Origin of the sequence: Leifsonia sp. 22587 (genome assembly GCF_052044215.1) — a bacterium.
Classification (GTDB): domain Bacteria; phylum Actinomycetota; class Actinomycetes; order Actinomycetales; family Microbacteriaceae; genus Leifsonia; species Leifsonia shinshuensis_C.
In genome coordinates this window covers 289,649-307,202 of the sequence record NZ_JBQENB010000002.1, presented here as the reverse complement: position 1 = coordinate 307,202, position 17,554 = coordinate 289,649, and the positions used below count along the sequence as shown (strand labels likewise).

The following is a 17,554-nucleotide window of genomic DNA, read 5'->3' as shown; positions in this document are numbered from 1 at the left end:
CCGATCGGATGAGCGCGATCGTCGGGCCCGCGGGGCCGGCCGGCGCCTCGGGCGGCGCCGGAGACGAGCACGGGCCGGGCGCCGATGCGCGCGCCGCGCTCGCGGCCGCGGGCCGGCCGCGGCGCTTCGGAGCCTGGTACGTCGCCGAGCACCGCTTCCGCGTCATGCGGTCGTACCTGCAGACGCTGCTGGTCACCGGCTTCGGCAACCCGCTGCTGTACCTGCTCGCGATGGGCCTCGGCCTCGGCAGCCTGGTCAGCGCCAACCTCGGGCCGAACGCGGTCGACGGGGTCAGCTACCTGGCCTTCGTCGCCCCCGCCCTGCTCTGCACGGCGGGCGTGACCGTCGCGAGCGAGGAGTTCACGTACCCGATCATGCTCGGGTTCAAGTGGAACCCGACCTTCTTCGGCATCAACGCGTCGCCCATCGCGCCCGGGCAGATCATCGACGGGATCATCATCTCGGTCGTCGCCCGGCTGCTGGGCACCTGCACCGTGTACTTCGTCTTCACCGTGCTGTTCGGGGCGGCGCCGAGCCCGTGGGGGTGGGTCAGCATCCTGATCGGCACACTCGGCGGGCTCGCGTTCGGGGCGCCGATCATGGCGTACGTGGCCACGCTCGAGCAGGACACCGGGCAGATCGCGATGCTGATGCGCTTCGTGCTGCTGCCGATGTCGCTGTTCTCCGGCACGTTCTTCCCGCTGGCGAACATGCCCGTCTACCTGCAGTGGATCGGATGGATCTCGCCCCTCTGGCATTCGACGGAACTGTCGCGCGTGTTCACCTACGGCATGAGCGAGCCGCTCTGGCTGTCGGTGGTGCACGTCCTCTACCTGCTCGTTCTCTTCGTGGTGTTCTGGCGGTGGGGCCGGCGCATCGCCGCCCGGAGGCTGAACAAGTGACCGCCACCGACCAGCGCACCGCCGCCTCCGCTCCACGGCAGCGGCCGATGCGTGCGCTCTATGCGGGCAACGCGCGCTCGGTGATGCAGCGCGGCTGGTCGGCGACGCGCAGCACCAACTGGCTGGTGATCGTGTCCGGCTTCTTCGAGCCGATCTTCTACCTGCTCTCGCTCGGCATCGGCTTCGGCGGGCTGGTGGGGGACATCACCACGTCGTCGGGCCAGACCGTGCCGTACGCGGCGTTCATCGCTCCCGCGCTGCTCGCGACCGCGGCGATGAACGGCGCCGTCTACGACTCGACGTGGAACGTGTTCTTCAAGATGCACTTCGCCAAGCTGTACGAGGGGATGCTGGCCACCTCGCTCGGGCCGCTCGATGTCGCGCTGGGCGAGATCCTGCTGGCGCTGCTGCGCGGTGCGCTCTACGCGCTCGGCTTCATGCTGGTGATGCAGGCGCTCGGGCTCAACTTGTCGTGGTGGGCGCTCCTCGCGCTGCCGGCCGTGCTGCTCATCGCCTTCGGCTTCGCCAGCTTCGGGATGGGTGTCACCAGTTACATGAAGACGTTCCAGCAGATGGACTGGATCAACTTCATCCTGCTGCCCATGTTCCTGCTCTCGGCGACGTTCTACCCGATCACCGTCTATCCCGAACCGGTGCAGGTGATCATCAAGGCGCTGCCCCTGTGGCACGGCGTCGAACTCGTGCGCGGCCTGACGACGGGACAGGTGGATCCCGGGATGCTCTGGCACGTGCTGTACTTCGCCGTGATGGTGGTGCTGGGGCTCGTCCTCACCACCCGCCGGCTCCGCGCGCTCTTCCTCGACTGAGCTCCTCCGACATGCGAAAGGGCCGCCGAGTAGTGAGTCGTTGCGCGAATCCCGTGGGGATTGCGACGACATGTCACCACTCGGCGGCCCGAGAGCGCGGCCCGAGAGCGTCGCCCGAGAGGGCGAAGCGTCAGCTCACGTTGTCGGTGAAGTCGACGTCGCGGGTCTCCTTCGACAGCAGCAGCGCGATGAGCGTCAGCACTCCGGCCAGCGACAGGTAGACACCGACCCAGACGGTGCTGCCGTGGGCGCTGGTCCACAGCCACACAGCGATCGTCGGCGCGACGGCCGCGCCCAGCACGCTGGACAGGTTGTAGGAGATCGCCGAGCCGGTGTAGCGGACGTTGGTCGGGAACAGCTCCGGCAGCTCGGCGCCCATCGGGCCGAACGTGAGGCCCATCAGGGTGAAGCCGATGATGAGCAGCGCCATGGTCCCGACGGTTCCGCCGGCGAACAGCGGCACGAACAGCAGCCCGAAGATGATGATGCCGATCGTGACCGAGATGAGCGTCTTGCGCCGCCCGAAGCGCTCCGCCAGCGGACCGGCGACGAGGGTGAAGACACCGAAGAACACGACGCCGATGATGAGCATCACCAGGAAGTCGTTGCGGCTGTAGCCGAGGCCGGGCACGAAGGTTGCGGCCGAGAACGTCTTGCCGGCTTTCTCGGCGGCGGCCTGCGCCTGCTCCGGGGTGGCCGCGGTGGTTCCGTAGGTCAGGGTGAACGCGGTCATCAGGTAGAACAGCACGTAGGTCGCGAGCATGATGAACGTGCCCAGCACGATCTGCCACCAGCTGGTGCGGAAGACGCGGGCGAGCGGCAGGTTCGCGACCTCGCCGGTGTCGACCACCTTCTGGAAGGCGGGAGTCTCGACCAGCTTGAGCCGCACGTACAGCCCGACGATCACGAGCACGGCGCTCAGCAGGAACGGGATGCGCCAGCCCCACGCCGCGAAGGCTTCGGGCGAGATCGTCAGGCTCAGGATGAGGAACAGCACGTTGGCGACGATGAAGCCGATCGGGGCGCCGAGCTGCGGGAACGTCCCGTAGATGGCGCGCTTGCCCGCGGGCGCGTTCTCGGTGGCGAGGAGGGCCGCGCCGCTCCACTCGCCGCCGAGGCCGAGGCCCTGGCAGAAGCGCATCACCACGAGCAGGAAGGGCGCCCAGAACTCCCACCCAGGCACCTGAGCGGTGGGCAGGCAGCCGATGAGCACCGTGGCGATTCCCATGGTGAGCAGCGAGCCGACGAGCGTGCCCTTGCGGCCGATGCGGTCGCCGAAGTGGCCGAACAGGATGGAGCCGACCGGCCGCGCGATGAAGGCGACGCCGAAGACGGCGAACGACGAGAGCAGCGCGGTGGTCGGGTCCTCACTGGTGAAGAACAGCGAGGGGAAGACCAGCACGGCCGCGGTCGCATAGACGTAGAAGTCGTAGAACTCGATGGACGTGCCGATGAGGCTGGCGAGGATGACCCGGCCGCGGGTGTTCGCGGTCGCGGGGGTGGTGGTGACGGGGGCCGTCGTAGACATGCGTGTGAAGGGCTTCCGGAGTGCGAGGGACGCCCGCGGTTCGTGCGCGGCGTCGGTCGGGCGGAGAGCGCGCGGGGGCGGGGAGGACGGAAAGCGCTTGTGGCGCACCTTCTACCCTATGCGTGGTCGGGGAGTCCGCCGAATCGGGGCCGCTCGGTACGCTGAGGGCATGGAAACGCTCTTCGCCGTCCTGCACGTGGTCACCGCCGTCTTCATCGTCGGGCCGATGGCCATCCTCCCGATGACGGCCATGCGCGCCGTCCGCGCCGGCGACGCCCGGCAGGTGGAGACGCTCGCGAAGTCGACGAATCTGCTGTCGCTGCTCTCGCTGCTGGTCGTCCTGTTCGGCTTCGGCGTGATGGGGCTGGCCGACAAGAAGTACGACCTGAGCGTCACGACGCCGTGGATCCTGTGGTCGATCATCCTCTACGTCGTCGCCCTCGGGCTGACGCTGTTCGTCGTCGTGCCCGCGATGCGCCGAGCGGGGGAGGCACTGCGCGACGGCACCGCCTCCCGTTACCCGCAGATCGCAGCCGGGTCGGGTGTCGCCAGCCTGCTGCTCGTGGCGGTCGTCGTCCTCATGGTCTGGAAGCCGTAGTTTCTCGCTGCGCGAGGCTTGTGCTCCGCGCTCATTCGTCTTATCGTTGTATTCAACAGATTGGTTGATAAACCGAGAGGTTGACGATGCGGGATGAGGAAGCGCTCGACCGGGCGTTCGCGGCCCTGGCCGACCCCGTCCGCCGGGCGATCATCGCCCGGCTGAGCCGAGGGCCGGCGACCGTGAACGAGCTCGCCGAGCCGTTCGCCATCTCGCTTCAGGCGGTCTCCAAGCACATCAGCGTGCTCGAGACGGCCGGCCTCGTCTGGCGCAGCCGAGAGGCTCAGCGCCGGCCGGTCCACCTGGAGGCCGCCGCTCTCGAGCGGCTCACCTCGTGGATCGACCGCTACCGGCTCGAGGCGGAGGCGCAGTTCCGCCGGCTCGACGCCGTCCTCGAAGAAAGCAAGCACTCCGTGAAGGAGAAGGAATCATGAGCAACCCCGTCACCATCGAGGCGGTCGAGGGCACGTCCTACGCCGACCTCACCCGCGAGTTCGATGCCCCCGTCGAGGCCGTATTCCGGGCCTACGCCGATCCCGAGCTGTTCGCGCAGTGGATCGGCCCGCGCCGCCTGCGCAACGTCATCACCGAGTGGGATTTCCGCACCGGTGGCGTGTGGGCCTACGAGTCGCACGACAGCGACGGCTCGGTCTACGCGTTCCGGGGCACGTTCCACACCGTCGAAGAGGATGCGCAGATCATCCAGACCTTCGAGTACCTCGGCGCGCCGGGCGAGGTGAGCCTGGAGCGGATGCGCTTCGAGGCACTCCCCGGCGGCCGCACCCGCCTGTCCGGGCGCTCGGTCATGACCTCCCGCGAGGCTCTGGAGCAGATGATCCAGAGCGGGATGGAGACCGGTATGCGCGAGGGATACGAGAAGCTCGACGAGCTGCTGCTCCGCCCGGGCCGGGCGTAACGCCGTGGGCACGACGTACCTCCATGCGGTGGCGTCGCTCGACGGCTTCATCGCCGACGAGCACGACGACGTCGGGCCGCTGCACGACTGGTACTTCGGCGGCGACCATCCCCTGGACGTCGAGGACCATCCCGAGGTGCACAGCGGGCCGTTCCGCGTCTCGGCCGCGTCGGTCGACTACGTGAGCGGGATGTGGTCGCGGCAGAGCGCGCTCGTCATCGGGCGCAGGCTGTTCGACCTCACCGACGGCTGGCAGGGCCACCCGCCGGCGAGCGACCACGTGGTGGTCGTCTCGCATCGCCCCAAGCCCGACGGCTGGCACCCGGAGGCGTCGTACCACTTCGTCGACTCGGTGGAGGGCGCCGTCGCACTCGCGCAGCAGCTCGCCGGCGACGGCGAGGTCGGCGTCACGGCCGGCGACATCGGCGGTCAGGCGCTCGCGCTCGGACTCATCGACTACGTCGCGATGGATGTGGTGCCCGCCGTGTTCGGCCGCGGCAGGCGGTACTTCGGGTCGTTCACGGGCGCACCGCTCGTGCTCGACGACCCGGACGTCGTGATCCCGGGGGAGCGCGTGCTGCACCTGCGCTACCCGGTGCGCCGCGGACCCGCGGCGCTCAGCACCGACCAGGAGGCATCATGACCGAGAACCCGACCCCGCCCGTCCCCGCCGGGGCGATGATGCTCGAACTGGTGATGCTGCCGGTGTCCGACATCGACCGGTCCATCGGCTTCTACCGCGACCAGGCCGGCTTCACGCTGGATGTGGATGTGCGGCCCGCCGACGGTGTGCGCGTCGTGCAGCTGACCCCGCCCGGATCGTACTGCTCGATCACGATGACGGCCGGCATCGGTCAGGCGCCGTCGGAGCCGGGCTCCGTGCGCGGTCTGCACCTCGTGGTCGCCGACATCGAGGCGGCCCGCGCCGCCCTCGTCGAGCGCGGCATCGACGTGTCGCCCGTCCAGGACATGGGCGGCGTGTTCTACGCGTGGTTCGCCGACCCCGACGGGAACACCTGGGCGCTGCAGCACATGCCCTGGAGGGCATAGACGACGGCGGTCCGGCCGCCGAAGCGACCGGACCGCCGTCGGGCCTGCGGTGTCAGCCGCGCAGTTCGCGCAGGGCCACCGCGGTCGCGAGAGCGGCGTGGGCCGCCTCGGCGCCCTTGTCCTCCTTGGAGCCGGGCAGGCCGGAGCGGTCGATGCCCTGGGCCTCGTCGTCGAGCGTGAGCACGCCGAAGCCGACCGGCTTGCCGGTGTCGAGGGCGACGCGGGTGAGGCCGTCCGTCGCGGCGGCGGAGACGTACTCGAAGTGCGGCGTCCCGCCGCGGATGATGACGCCGAGCGCGACCACCGCGTCCGCGCCCGCCTCGAGCGCGGCCTTGCTCACCACCGGCAGCTCGAAGCTGCCCGGTACGCGGACCAGCGAGTGGGTGGCGCCGGAGGCGTCCAGCGTCCGCTGGGCGCCCGCGATGAGCGCCTCGCTGATCGTCTCGTGCCAGCTGCCGGCGACGACGACGACGGTCAGGCCGCTCCCGTCGATCCGCTCCTGCGCGTCCGGTGCTCCCGCTCCGCTCATCGTGTGGTCCTCCCCGCCGCGATCCCCGCGGCCGTCTCGTTCGTCGCGGACACCGGGTCGATGTCCCCGATCGCGTGACCCATCCGGTCGCGCTTGGTCTCAAGGTAGCCCTCGTTGAAGGCGCCGACGCCGACGACGAGGGGCACGCGCTCCTCGACCTCGATGCCGTGCTCCTCCAGCTGGCGCACCTTCTCCGGGTTGTTGGTGAGCAGGCGCACCGACTCGATGCCGAGATCCTGCAGGATGGCCGTGGCCGCCCCGTAGTCGCGGGCGTCGATCGGCAGGCCGAGGGCGAGGTTGGCGTCGAGGGTGTCGAGGCCCTCCTCCTGGAGCTTGTAGGCGCGCAGCTTGTTGATCAGGCCGATGCCGCGTCCCTCGTGGCCGCGCAGGTACACCACCACGCCGCCTTCGCGCTGGATGGTGTCCATAGCGGCGTCGAGCTGAGGCCCGCACTCGCACTTCAGCGACCCGAAGGCTTCGCCGGTCAGGCACTCCGAGTGCACGCGCACCAGCGTGCCGTCGCGCTGCGGGGTGCCTGCGACGATCGCCACGTGGTCGGCGCCGGTCATGCGGTCGCGGTAGGCGCGCATCCGGAACGGCCCGTGGGTGGTCGGAACAGTGGTCTCCACCTCGAAGATCACCCGCGACGTCTCCGGGATGGGCGTCACCGTCTCCAGAGGCTGGTCGCAGTGGAACTCCTGCAGGTAGGCGATGAGCGACTCGATCGTGACCACGAGGACGCCCTCGCGCTGACCGAGGTCGATGAGACCGGGCAGGCGCATCATCTCGCCGTCGTCGGCGACGATCTCCGCGATCGCCCCGACGGGGGTCATCCCGGCGAGCTTCAGCAGGTCCACCGCGGCCTCGGTGTGCCCGTCGCGCTCGCGCACACCGCCCTCGACGGCGCGCAGGGGGAGGATGTGGCCCGGCCGGTGCAGGCTCGACGGCGTCGAGTCGAGGTCGGCGAGCACGCGCAGTGTGTGCGCGCGGTCGGCGGCGCTGATGCCGGTGGAGAGCCGGTCGGCCGCATCCACGCTCACGGTGTAGTTGGTGCCGCGCGCGTCCTCGTTGTGGGCGACCATGACCGGCAGCTCCAGGCGGTCCGCGATCTCGTTGGTCATCGGCGCGCAGATGAAGCCGGAGGAGTTCTTCACCGTCCAGGCGATCCACTCCTGGCTCGCCAGCTCGGCGGCCAGGACGACATCGCCTTCGTTCTCGCGGCTCTCGTTGTCCACCACGATGACCGGCCGGCCGGCGCGCAGCTCGGACAGGGCCTCGGGGATGGTGGCCAGGCTCATGAGGAGCTCCGTTCGCTCAGGGCCGCGCCGAACGCGGCCGGTTCGAGCGCCAGCATGCGCTCGACATGACGGGCGAGGATGTCCGTCTCGATGTTGACGCGATCGCCCGGGACGCGGTCCCCGAGCGTGGTGGCGGCGAGGGTCTCCGGGATCAGGGACACCTCGAACCAGCCGTCCTCGCGGCCGCCGCCGACCTCGCTGACCGTGAGGGAGACGCCGTCGATGGCGATGGAGCCCTTGCGCGCGACGAGCGGCGCGTGCTCCGGGTCGAGGGAGAGCCGCACGACGCGCCAGGCGCTTCCGTCGGTCACCGAGAGCACGGTCGCGGTGCCGTCGATGTGGCCCTGGACGATGTGGCCGCCCAGGCGGTCGCCGACCTGCGCGGCGCGCTCCAGGTTGACCCGGCGGCCGGGCTGCACATCGTCGAGGGTGCTGATGGCGAGGGTCTCGGCCATGACGTCCGCGGTGAAGCTCTCGGCGTCGCTGTCGATCACGGTGAGGCACACGCCGCTCACCGAGATGGAGTCGCCGTGGCGGGCGTCGCTGACGGCGAGCGGGCCGCGCACGGTCACGCGGGCGGCGTCGGCGCTGCGCTCGACCGCCGTGATCTCGCCGAGCTCTTCGATGATTCCGGTGAACATGTCAGCCCTCCTGGCCGGTGGGGATCGGGGGTGCGGGGATCGGGGGTGTTGGGAAGATGTCGGCCCCGCCGACGTCGACGGGGACGTGCTCGCCGGCCGGCGCGCGGTCTGCGCGCAGGGCCGGCGCCGGGACGGGCACGGCGCGCACGAGCAGGTCGCCGCCGAGCCGTTCGATGTCGAGGATGCGGAGCCGGCGCTGCTCGCCGATGCTCCCGACCCCGATGTCGCCGATCGCGACCCGGGGGCCGCCGAGCAGGGTCGGGGCGAGGTAGATCGCGTACTCGTCGACGAGGCCGGCGGCGATGAACGCGCTGGCGAGGGTCGGCCCGCCTTCGACGTACACCCGCCGGAAGCCGCGCTGGTGCAGGTCGGCGACGGCCTCGTGCAGGTCGTGCGTCCCCTCGAAGACCACCGGGTTCGGGTGCGAGAAGACTGCGGCGTCCTTGGGCACCGCGCGGGTGCCGATGACGACGGGCGTGGGCTGCGTGCCCATCAGCTCGCCGGCGTCGCCCCGAGCGGTCAGGCTCGGGTCGTCGGCGAGCACCGTGCCGGTTCCGACCACGATCGCGTCGGACGCCTCCCGCTGCTCGTGCACGCGCTGCCGCGCCGCCGCTCCGGTGATCCACTTGCTGCTGCCGTCCGCGGCCGCCGCGCGGCCGTCCAGGCTGCTCGCCCACTTGACCACGATGTACGGGCGGCCGAGCCGGGCGGCGGTCAGCCAGTCGCCGAGGAAGACGTCGATCTCGTCGCGCAGCACGCCCGCGACCACCTCGACGCCGGCCTCGCGCAGGCGCTCGGCGCCTCCGCCGGAGTGGTGCCCGGGGTCGTCGGTGCCGAAGACCACGCGGGAGACGCCGGCCGCGATGAGCGCTTCGGAGCAGGGGCCCGTATGACCCCAGTGGTTGCAGGGCTCGAGGGTGACGACGGCGGTCGCGCCGCGGGCTCCGCCCTCGGGCAGCTTGCTCAGCGCATCCACCTCGGCGTGCGGCGTGCCGACACCGCGATGCCAGCCTTCGGCGAGGATGCCCCCCTCGGCGTCGAGGAGGACGCAGCCGACGCGCGGGTTCACGCCCGTCGCAGGCCCGTTGGCGGCGAGTTCGAGCGCCGTGCGCATTGCGGCGTCCCACGTCATCCGGTTGCCATCCTGTCTCTCGTCGAGACGTGTCGCCGGGGTCGCGTGGGCGCAGGCTCGCGTGAGCCGCCCACCGTGCTTCCTCCCATCCGGACTGAGCGCGAGGGCTGTCGCCTGCACGCATTACCGTCGGTGCCGGAATTCCACCGGCTCAGCAGGGCGCCTGGGCGCACCGCTCGCGGACTATCACCGCCGGTTCGGACTCTCACCGACCCCGGAGCACGTATTTCGTTGTCGAGTCTAGATCAACGCGCACGCGCGCCGACTATTCCCGGGCGTCGTGCGACGCCGGATGACGGCGGGCGGCGGCGTAGGAGCGCGGTCAGGCCGCCTCTGCGGCCTCCGCCGCCGGGGCGACCGGCTGGGTCAGCTGCACGAGGGCGCGGGCGGTCCCCTCGTCGACGATGAGGTCTGTGATCAGCCCGGCGGCGAGGGCGCCCCGGAGGCTGTGCACCTTCGATGGGCCCGACACGATGCAGACGCGGCGGGGCACGCGCTTGATGAGGTCGATGTCCGGGCCGCTGGCCCGCTCGTTCAGAGGGATGCCGTGGTGGCTGCCGTCCTCGCGGAAGAACACGGTCGCGACGTCGCCCACGACGCCCGAGTCGTCCAGCGACGCGTAGTCGGCCTGGTCGAGGTACCCGCCGGCGTAGACGTGCGAGCGCACCTCCGAGAACGGCGAGCCGAGGCCGAACAGCGCGACGTCCATCCGCTCCTGGATGTCGAGGATGCGACGGGTGCTGCGCTCGCGCCACATCGCGATCTTCGTCTGCGGGTCGTCGAAGAGCGCCGGGACGGGGAACTCTTGGATCGTGCCCGAGTAGGTGTCGCCGAACCGGCGCAGGATCTCCGACGCGTAGAGCACGCCCGTCGTGTACGTGTTGCCTGCACCGTTCAGCTGCACGAACTCGACGTTGTGCAGCTCCTTCGGGATGAGGTGCCGGCTCAGGGCGCTCATCGTCGAGCCCCAGGCGATGCCGACGGTCTGGTTGGAGTCGATGAAGCGGTCGAGGATGCGCGCGGCGGAGATCGCGACGCGCTCCAGCCGGTCGACGTCGCTGATCGCGCTCGGCATGGGGACGATGTGCGCCGCGATGCCGAAGCGCTCGTGGATCGTCTGCTGGATGCGCGTTGCACCTTCGTGCGGTTCGGCGATCTGGATGGTCACCAGACCGGACGAGCGCGCATAGCTGAGCAGCCGCGACACCGACGAGCGCGACGTGTGCATCTCGTGCGCGATCGCCTCCATCGTCAGGTCCTGCATGTAATAGAGGTGGCCGGCCTTGAGGGCATCGCGGACCTTCTCGGGCAGGTGCTCGGTGTCGGGCTGGGGCATTGGGGGGCCTTCTTCGGTGTGACGGCTTCTCGGGACCGATCCGGTGCTGCACGTATGTGCAGGGCGCTTGATCGAAGTTGTGCTGCCACGAAGACTATAACCACACGGCATCCGCAAGACAGAAGCACAGGAGAGAATCGTGACGACGAAGTCGAACACCCGCACCGAGGTCCAGCGCCTCCGCGAACGCCCCCGAGCACAGGTGCTCGTCGTCGGCGGCGGCATCAACGGCCTCGGCACCTTCCGCGACCTGGCGCTCCAGGGCGTCGACGTCGTCCTCGTCGAGCGCAACGACTTCGTGTCCGGCGCGTCGGCGGCCTCCAGCCACATGATCCACGGCGGCATCCGCTACCTCGAGAACGGCGAGTTCCGGCTCGTCAAGGAGTCGGTCACCGAGCGCAACGGCCTGCTGAAGATCGCCCCGCACTACGTGAAGCCGCTCGAGACGACCATCCCGATCTTCTCGACCTTCTCGGGCATCCTGGCCGCCCCGCTCCGTTTCCTCACGCACAAGCAGGGGAAGCCGAAGGAGCGCGGCGCGTTCCTCATCAAGACCGGCCTCACCATCTACGACTCCTTCTCGCGCGACGGAGGCTCGGTGCCGCGGCACAGCTTCCACGGGCGCAAGAAGTCCCTCGAGATCCTCCCGGCGCTCAACCCGGGTCTCAAATACACCGCCACCTACTTCGACGCCTCGGTGCACGACCCGGAGCGCCTGGCGCTCGACGTGCTCGCCGACGGCCTCGCCGCCGGCCCCCACGCCCGCGCCGTCAACTACGTCGAGGCGATCGGCACCCGCGACGGCGGCGTGCTCGTCCGCGACCGCGAGACGGGCGAGGAGTTCGCCATCACCGCGGACGTCGTGGTGAACGCCTCCGGACCGTGGACCGACCTGACCAACGAGGCCCTCGGATCCGCGACGCGCTACATGGGCGGCACCAAGGGCTCGCACATCGTGCTCGACAACCGCGAACTGCTCGAGGCGTGCAAGGGCCGCGAGATGTTCTTCGAGAACAACGACGGCCGCATCGTGCTGATCTACCCGCTCAAGGGCCGGGTCATGGTCGGCACCACCGACATCGACGCCGACATGTCGGAGCGCGCGGTGATCACCGAGGACGAGATCGACTACTTCATCGAACTGGTCGCGCACGTTTTCCCAGGCATCCCGGTCACCCGCGAGCAGATCGTCTACACCTTCTCCGGCGTCCGCCCGCTCCCGCACCACGACGACACCGCGCCGGGCTTCGTCTCCCGCGACTACCGCATCGTGCCCGGCACGATCGCCGGCCTCGGCGACACCACCGTGCTGAGCCTGGTCGGCGGCAAGTGGACGACCTTCCGTGCGCTGAGCGAGCACCTCGCGAACGAGACCCTCGACGCCCTCGGAGTGAAGCGCACCGTGCAGACCCTCGGCCTGCCGATCGGCGGCGGCGCGGGCTTCCCGACCACCCCGCAGACGGAGCGCGACTGGATCGCCCGCTACGGGGCGGACGTGGGCGCCGAGCGCGCTGCCGTGCTGCTGAACCGGTACGGCACCAAGGCCACGTTCGTGCTGGATGCGATCGCCGGCTGGGACGGGGAGGACGCACCGCTCGCCGCCGCCCCCGGATACTCCCGCGCGGAGATCGACCACCTGGTGCGCTCGGAGCACGTGGTGCACCTCGGCGACCTCTTCCTGCGGCGCACCAGCCTGGCCTTCACCGGTTCCGTGACACCCGCTCTGGTGCACGAGATCGGCGAAATCGCGGCAAACGCGCTCGGATGGTCGCCAAACCAGCGGGCGGAGGAGGAAGATTCGTTCGTAGCGGACCTCGCCGACGCCCATCGGGTGCAGCTCAAGTCGGGGGACGGGAGCGAAGCCGCGGCTGTTCGATAATGCACGAACGTGCATGACACGGTTCTTGTCAAGGCGAGCGCGACCGCAATAGCGTTCAAGGGCTCACCCTGACGATAACCACACCAGAACGCACAACAGGGTGCGCGTCAACTGAACAACTGGAAGGTCAACGTGGACAATATCGGTGTAGATTTCCTGTCCGAGCTCGTGGGCACAGCGATGCTGCTCCTCCTCGGTACCGGTGTCGTGGCGAACGTCGCCCTCATCAAGAACAAGGGCTTCAACGGCGGGTTCCTGATGGTCAACTTCGGTTGGGGCCTCGCGGTCTTCGCCGGTGTGATCGTCGCCTACAACTCCGGTGCGCACCTCAACCCCGCCGTGACGCTCGGTCTCGTCGCCAACGGCGCCAAGGCGTTCGGCTCCGCGGCGGCGGGCACCCTCGTGCCGGTGAACTTCATCACGGTGCTGCTGTACATCCTGGCTCAGCTGATCGGTGCCATCATCGGCGCCGTCCTGACGTTCCTGGCGTACAAGCGGCACTTCGACGAGGAGCCCGACCCCGCCAACAAGCTGGGCGTCTTCTCGACCGGTCCTGCCATCCGCAGCTACGGCTGGAACCTGGTCACCGAGATCATCGGCACCTTCGTGCTGGTCTTCGTGGTGATCGCCTTCGGCCACCAGCCCGGTCAGGCAGCCGGACTCGCTGCCCTCGGCGCTCTGCCCGTCGCCCTGCTCGTGGTCGGCATCGGTGCCAGCCTCGGTGGTCCGACCGGATACGCCATCAACCCGGCCCGTGACCTCGGTCCGCGCATCGCCCACGCCTTCCTCCCGATCAAGGGCAAGGGCTCGAGCGACTGGGCGTACTCCTGGGTCCCGGTGGTCGGACCGATCATCGGCGGCCTCCTCGCCGGATGGCTCGCGCTTCTCCTGCTCCCCATCCTCAAGTGACACCGGGGGCCGGCCGGGAGGAATCCCGCCGGCCCCTTCCCGTTCCACCCCCAAAGAACAAAGGAGTTACCTATGGCCGACTACGTCGTCGCCATCGATCAGGGCACGACCAGCACCCGGGCGATCATCTTCGACAAGTCCGGGTCGATCGTCTCGACCGGACAGCTGGAGCACGAGCAGATCTTCCCGAAGGCAGGGTGGGTCGAGCACAACCCGGTCGAGATCTGGAACAACACCCGCGAAGTGATCGGCCAGGCGCTCTCCAAGGCCGACCTCACCCGCCACGACATCGCGGCGGTCGGCATCACCAACCAGCGCGAGACCGCGGTGGTCTGGGACAAGAACACGGGTGAGCCCGTCTACAACGCCATCGTCTGGCAGGACACCCGCACCCAGCCGATCGTCGACCGGCTCGCCGCCGACGGCGGCGTCGAGCGCTTCAAGTCGATCGTCGGCCTCCCGCTGGCGACCTACTTCTCCGGAACCAAGATCACCTGGATCCTCGAGAACGTCGAAGGAGCGCGCGAGCGCGCCGAGGCGGGCGACCTGCTCTTCGGCAACACCGACGCCTGGGTGCTCTGGAACCTCACCGGCGGTCCCGACGGCGGCGTCCACGTCACCGACGTGACCAACGCGTCCCGCACCATGTTCATGGACCTCGAGACGCTGACCTGGCGCGACGACATCCTCGAGGCGTTCGGCGTGCCGAAGTCGATGCTCCCGGAGATCAAGAGCTCGTCCGAGGTCTACGGCCAGGTCGAGTCGTCCAGCCTGCTCCGCGAGGTGCCCGTCGCGGGCATCCTCGGCGACCAGCAGGCCGCGACGTTCGGTCAGGCGGCGTTCGATCCGGGCGAGTCCAAGAACACCTACGGCACGGGCAACTTCCTCATCTTCAACACGGGGGAGGAGATCGTCCACTCGAAGAACGGTCTGCTGACGACGCTGGGCTACAAGCTCGGCGACGACGCTCCGCACTACGCGCTCGAGGGCTCGATCGCTGTCACCGGTTCGTTGGTGCAGTGGCTGCGCGACAACCTCGGCATCATCTCCAGCGCGCCGGAGATCGAGGACCTTGCCAAGACCGTCGACGACAACGGCGGTGCGTACTTCGTGCCGGCGTTCTCGGGCCTGTTCGCGCCGTACTGGCGGTCGGATGCGCGTGGCGCCCTCGTGGGCCTCACGCGGTACGTCAACAAGGGTCACATCGCCCGCGCGGTGCTGGAGGCCACGGCCTTCCAGACGCGCGAGGTGCTGGACGCGGTCAACGCGGACTCCGGCGTGGACCTGCAGGAGCTCAAGGTGGACGGCGGCATGATCGCCAACAACACGCTCATGCAGTTCCAGGCCGACATCCTCGGTGTGCCGGTGGTGCGTCCGGTGGTCGCCGAGACCACCGCGCTCGGCGCAGCGTACGCCGCGGGCCTCGCGGTCGGCTTCTGGTCGGACCTCGACGACCTGCGCAAGAACTGGCAGGAGGACAGCCGCTGGACTCCGAACATGGAGCCGGAGGAGCGCGAGCGTCAGCTGCGGCTCTGGAAGAAGGCTGTCACCAAGACCTTCGACTGGGTCGACGACGACGTCCGCAACGCCTGAGCAGTCCGCCTCACGAAGCGCCGTCCGGCCTCGCCGGGCGGCGCTTCGCCGTCCGCTCAGGCGAGCAGCGGCGCCAGCTCGTCGAGCGACCGGATCGTGCTGACGCCGGCGAGCATCGCATCCCTCTCGTCGTCCGGGGAGGGCACCGCGTCGCGCCGGTTCAGCCACACGCCCGTGAGCCCGGCCTGAGCGGCGCCGATGGCGTCCGTCCGCAGCCGGTCGCCGACGTAGGCCGCCTCTGCCTCGGTGACGCTGAAGGCGGCGCAGGCGGCCCGGAAGATCGCCGGGTCGGGCTTCGCCACGCCCAGCTCGCCGGAGGCGATGAGGTGCTCCATCCGCGCATCCAGGCCGACGGCCTCCACCTTGCGGCGCTGGAACGCGAGGTCGCCGTTGGTGATGAGCCCGAAGCGGACACCGGGGATGGCGCGCTCCAGCGCATCCAGGGCGGCGGTGGTGTCGTCGTGCAGCGACCACGCCGCGACGTAGTGCTCGAAGTAGTCGGCGAACCAGGCGCTGGCCTGCTCGTCGGTCAGCGCGACACCGTGGCGGGCCGCGAAGTCACGGGCGCGAGCCTGGCGCTGGCCCTCGAAGTCGAGCCGGCCGGCGAGGTAGGAGTGGTAGTGCTCCTCCTCGAGGTCGTGCCAGATGGAGGTCAGCTCCTCGGCCTCGAGCGCGCCGTACGGAGCGCCGAGCGTCTCGGCGTAGCGGAGGATGCCGGACTCCACCGCCGCCCGGTGCGCGAACAGCGTGTCGTCCAGATCGAAGAGCACGACCCGGGGAGGTGTCGCCGCCGTCACAGCGGAGCCTGGACGAAGGAGACGTCCGGCCAGTCGCCGGCGGGCTGCCGCGGGTCGTCCCGACCCATGCTGCCGCGCCACTCGTCGAACCGCTCGCCGCGCTGCTCGGCGCCCTTCGGCACGACGCCCTCCCAGCGGAAACCGGCGCGGCGCGCGACCGCGGCGCTGGCGGCGTTGCCGACCAGCGCCCGCCACACCATCCGCTGCAGGGCGAGACCCTGCGGCGCCGGGGCGAACCCGTAGTCGATCACCAGGCGCGCGGCCTCCGACATCACGCCGCGGCCGCGAGCCTCGGGTGCAAGCCAGTAGCCGATCTCGCCCTGGTGCCCGTGGATGTCGCCGATGCTGATCATGCCGACCAGCGCTGCGTCGTCGCGGACCGCCCAGGTGCAGACCCGTCCGCTCGCCCAGCCGTCCGGGACCACCTTCGTCACGAACCCGACCGCGTGCCGGTGGAGGTACGGGGCGGGCACGGTCGTCCAGCGCGCGATGGCCGGGTCGCTGCACACCTCGGCGATGCGGTCGATGTCCGCCTCCGTGGGTGTGGACAGCACGACCCGGTCGCCGCGCAGCTCGACGGGATGCGGCATCAGCGGCCCCGGCGGAGGAAGCCCACCCGCTCGTACGCGCGCTCGAGCGTGGCCTCGGCCACCTCGCTCGCCCGGTCGGCGTTGACGGCCAGGATGCGGTCGAGCTCTCCCGGGTCGGCCAGCAGGTCGAGCGCGCGCTGCCGCACGGGGGCGAACTCCTCCACCACGACCTCGACGAGCCCCTTCTTGAAGTCGCCGTAGCCCTTGCCCTCGTACTCGAGCTCGATGGACTCGATCGACCGGCCGGTCAGGGCGGCGTAGATGCTCAGCAGGTTGGAGATTCCGGGCTTGCCCTCGCGGTCGAACGCCACGACGCCGTCGGTGTCGGTGACGGCGCGCATGATCTTCTTGCGCGTCACGTCAGGCTCGTCGAGCATCCACACGATGCCCGCGCCGGACTCGGCCGACTTGGACATCTTCGACTCGGGGTTCTGCAGGTCGTAGATGCGGGCGCTGTCCTTCAGGATCATCGCCTGCGGCACGACGAATGTCTGCCCGAACCGGCTGTTGAACCGCTCGGCGAGGTCGCGCGTCAGCTCGACATGCTGGCGCTGGTCGTCGCCGACCGGGACCACCTCGGTCTCGTACAACAGGATGTCGGCGGCCATGAGCACCGGGTAGGCGAACAGCCCGACCGAGGTCGCCTCGGAGCCCTGCTTGGCCGACTTGTCCTTGAACTGCGTCATGCGCGACGCCTCGCCGAAGCCGGTGATCGTGTTCAGCACCCAGGCCAGCTGCGCGTGGGCCGGGACGTGCGACTGCACGTAGAGCGTGGAGGCGTCCGGGTCGATGCCGGCCGCGATGTACTGCGTGGCCGTCCGGCGGGTCTTCTCGCGCAGCTCCTCCGGGTCCTGCGACACGGTGATGGCGTGCAGGTCGACGACGGAGAAGAAGGCGTCGTGGCTGCTCTGGAGCTCCTTCCACTGCAGGAGGGCTCCGATGTAGTTGCCGAGGTGCAGGGAGTCGGCCGAGGGCTGCATGCCCGAGTAGAGGCGGGGCTTGGTTGTCATGATCTGCTTTCGAGAGTGT

At 69.8% G+C, this 17,554-nt stretch carries 19 protein-coding genes and 1 riboswitch; of the genes, 10 read left to right on the top strand and 9 right to left on the bottom strand.

All coding sequences use genetic code 11. The features are described from left to right. The first annotated feature begins 8 nt into the window (after positions 1-8). A complete protein-coding gene (locus ACTJI1_RS09440) occupies positions 9-902 on the top strand; it encodes an ABC transporter permease (RefSeq protein WP_440742417.1) in 894 nt (297 codons plus the stop codon). 47 nt (positions 903-949) lie between these two features. After that, positions 950-1,729, top strand: coding sequence for an ABC transporter permease (locus tag ACTJI1_RS09435; RefSeq protein ID WP_310135081.1), 780 nt, complete (start codon positions 950-952; stop codon positions 1,727-1,729). A gap of 130 nt (positions 1,730-1,859) precedes the next feature. Here ACTJI1_RS09435 and ACTJI1_RS09430 read toward each other — a convergent pair whose 3' ends face one another. Next, on the bottom strand, positions 1,860-3,257 hold the full coding sequence (locus tag ACTJI1_RS09430) for an MFS transporter (protein WP_440742416.1): 1,398 nt from the start codon (positions 3,255-3,257) through the stop codon (positions 1,860-1,862). Positions 3,258-3,426: 169 nt separating this feature from the next. On the opposite strand from ACTJI1_RS09430, the gene ACTJI1_RS09425 reads away from it, so the two are divergent. The 5 genes from ACTJI1_RS09425 to ACTJI1_RS09405 all read left to right on the top strand — a co-directional run bounded on the left by ACTJI1_RS09425 (position 3,427) and on the right by ACTJI1_RS09405 (position 5,821). After that, positions 3,427-3,855, top strand: a complete 429-nt coding sequence (locus ACTJI1_RS09425) for a DUF2269 family protein (protein ID WP_440742415.1) — start codon at positions 3,427-3,429, stop codon at positions 3,853-3,855. 86 nt (positions 3,856-3,941) lie between these two features. Next, a complete protein-coding gene (locus tag ACTJI1_RS09420) occupies positions 3,942-4,289 on the top strand; it encodes an ArsR/SmtB family transcription factor (protein WP_310134514.1) in 348 nt (115 codons plus the stop codon). Next, complete coding sequence (locus ACTJI1_RS09415; protein WP_440742414.1) at positions 4,286-4,771, top strand: SRPBCC family protein; 486 nt, start codon at positions 4,286-4,288, stop codon at positions 4,769-4,771. The genes ACTJI1_RS09420 and ACTJI1_RS09415 overlap by 4 nt, the downstream gene beginning before the upstream one ends. A gap of 4 nt (positions 4,772-4,775) precedes the next feature. Beyond that, positions 4,776-5,414 (top strand): dihydrofolate reductase family protein, encoded by a 639-nt coding sequence (locus tag ACTJI1_RS09410; protein ID WP_440742413.1) that lies wholly within the window; start codon positions 4,776-4,778, stop codon positions 5,412-5,414. Beyond that, positions 5,411-5,821 carry a VOC family protein gene (locus ACTJI1_RS09405; protein ID WP_440742412.1) on the top strand — a complete coding sequence of 137 codons (411 nt, stop codon included), beginning with the start codon at positions 5,411-5,413 and terminating at the stop codon, positions 5,819-5,821. The genes ACTJI1_RS09410 and ACTJI1_RS09405 overlap by 4 nt, the downstream gene beginning before the upstream one ends. Before the next feature lie 52 nt (positions 5,822-5,873). On the opposite strand, the gene ribH is transcribed toward ACTJI1_RS09405, so the two are convergent. The 5 genes from ribH to ACTJI1_RS09380 form a co-directional block, all read right to left on the bottom strand. Next, complete coding sequence (gene ribH / locus ACTJI1_RS09400) at positions 5,874-6,350, bottom strand: 6,7-dimethyl-8-ribityllumazine synthase (protein WP_440742411.1); 477 nt, start codon at positions 6,348-6,350, stop codon at positions 5,874-5,876. Beyond that, the gene (ribA, locus tag ACTJI1_RS09395; RefSeq protein WP_440742410.1) at positions 6,347-7,648 is read right to left on the bottom strand and encodes a GTP cyclohydrolase II; all 1,302 of its coding nucleotides are present in this window, start codon (positions 7,646-7,648) and stop codon (positions 6,347-6,349) included. Before ribA ends, ribH begins: the two co-directional genes overlap by 4 nt. Then, the gene (locus ACTJI1_RS09390) at positions 7,645-8,289 is read right to left on the bottom strand and encodes a riboflavin synthase (RefSeq protein ID WP_310134529.1); all 645 of its coding nucleotides are present in this window, start codon (positions 8,287-8,289) and stop codon (positions 7,645-7,647) included. Before ACTJI1_RS09390 ends, ribA begins: the two co-directional genes overlap by 4 nt. A 1-nt stretch (position 8,290) precedes the next feature. Next, a complete protein-coding gene (ribD, locus tag ACTJI1_RS09385) occupies positions 8,291-9,421 on the bottom strand; it encodes a bifunctional diaminohydroxyphosphoribosylaminopyrimidine deaminase/5-amino-6-(5-phosphoribosylamino)uracil reductase RibD (RefSeq protein WP_440742409.1) in 1,131 nt (376 codons plus the stop codon). 72 nt (positions 9,422-9,493) lie between these two features. Then, positions 9,494-9,647: riboswitch (FMN riboswitch) on the bottom strand. 96 nt (positions 9,648-9,743) lie between these two features. Beyond that, positions 9,744-10,757, bottom strand: a complete 1,014-nt coding sequence (locus ACTJI1_RS09380; protein WP_310134536.1) for a sugar-binding transcriptional regulator — start codon at positions 10,755-10,757, stop codon at positions 9,744-9,746. 139 nt (positions 10,758-10,896) lie between these two features. Between ACTJI1_RS09380 and ACTJI1_RS09375 the strand changes: the two genes are divergently transcribed. The 3 genes from ACTJI1_RS09375 to glpK all read left to right on the top strand — a co-directional run bounded on the left by ACTJI1_RS09375 (position 10,897) and on the right by glpK (position 15,138). Then, a complete protein-coding gene (locus ACTJI1_RS09375; RefSeq protein WP_440742408.1) occupies positions 10,897-12,636 on the top strand; it encodes an FAD-dependent oxidoreductase in 1,740 nt (579 codons plus the stop codon). Between the two features lie 180 nt (positions 12,637-12,816). Then, positions 12,817-13,545: an MIP/aquaporin family protein gene (locus tag ACTJI1_RS09370; protein ID WP_396427127.1), complete on the top strand. Its 729-nt coding sequence runs from the start codon at positions 12,817-12,819 to the stop codon at positions 13,543-13,545. A 72-nt stretch (positions 13,546-13,617) separates the two neighbouring features. Continuing rightward, entirely contained in the window at positions 13,618-15,138 is a 1,521-nt protein-coding gene (gene glpK, locus ACTJI1_RS09365; protein ID WP_310134544.1) for a glycerol kinase GlpK, read from the top strand. A gap of 56 nt (positions 15,139-15,194) precedes the next feature. Here glpK and ACTJI1_RS09360 read toward each other — a convergent pair whose 3' ends face one another. Genes ACTJI1_RS09360 through trpS form a run of 3 tightly spaced genes read right to left on the bottom strand, consistent with a single transcriptional unit; the run spans position 15,195 to position 17,535 of the window. Continuing rightward, entirely contained in the window at positions 15,195-15,935 is a 741-nt protein-coding gene (locus ACTJI1_RS09360; protein WP_440742407.1) for an HAD family hydrolase, read from the bottom strand. Continuing rightward, positions 15,932-16,525: a GNAT family N-acetyltransferase gene (locus ACTJI1_RS09355; RefSeq protein WP_440742406.1), complete on the bottom strand. Its 594-nt coding sequence runs from the start codon at positions 16,523-16,525 to the stop codon at positions 15,932-15,934. The genes ACTJI1_RS09360 and ACTJI1_RS09355 overlap by 4 nt, the downstream gene beginning before the upstream one ends. After that, on the bottom strand, positions 16,525-17,535 hold the full coding sequence (gene trpS / locus ACTJI1_RS09350; protein WP_440742405.1) for a tryptophan--tRNA ligase: 1,011 nt from the start codon (positions 17,533-17,535) through the stop codon (positions 16,525-16,527). The genes ACTJI1_RS09355 and trpS overlap by 1 nt, the downstream gene beginning before the upstream one ends. Positions 17,536-17,554 lie beyond the last annotated feature (19 nt).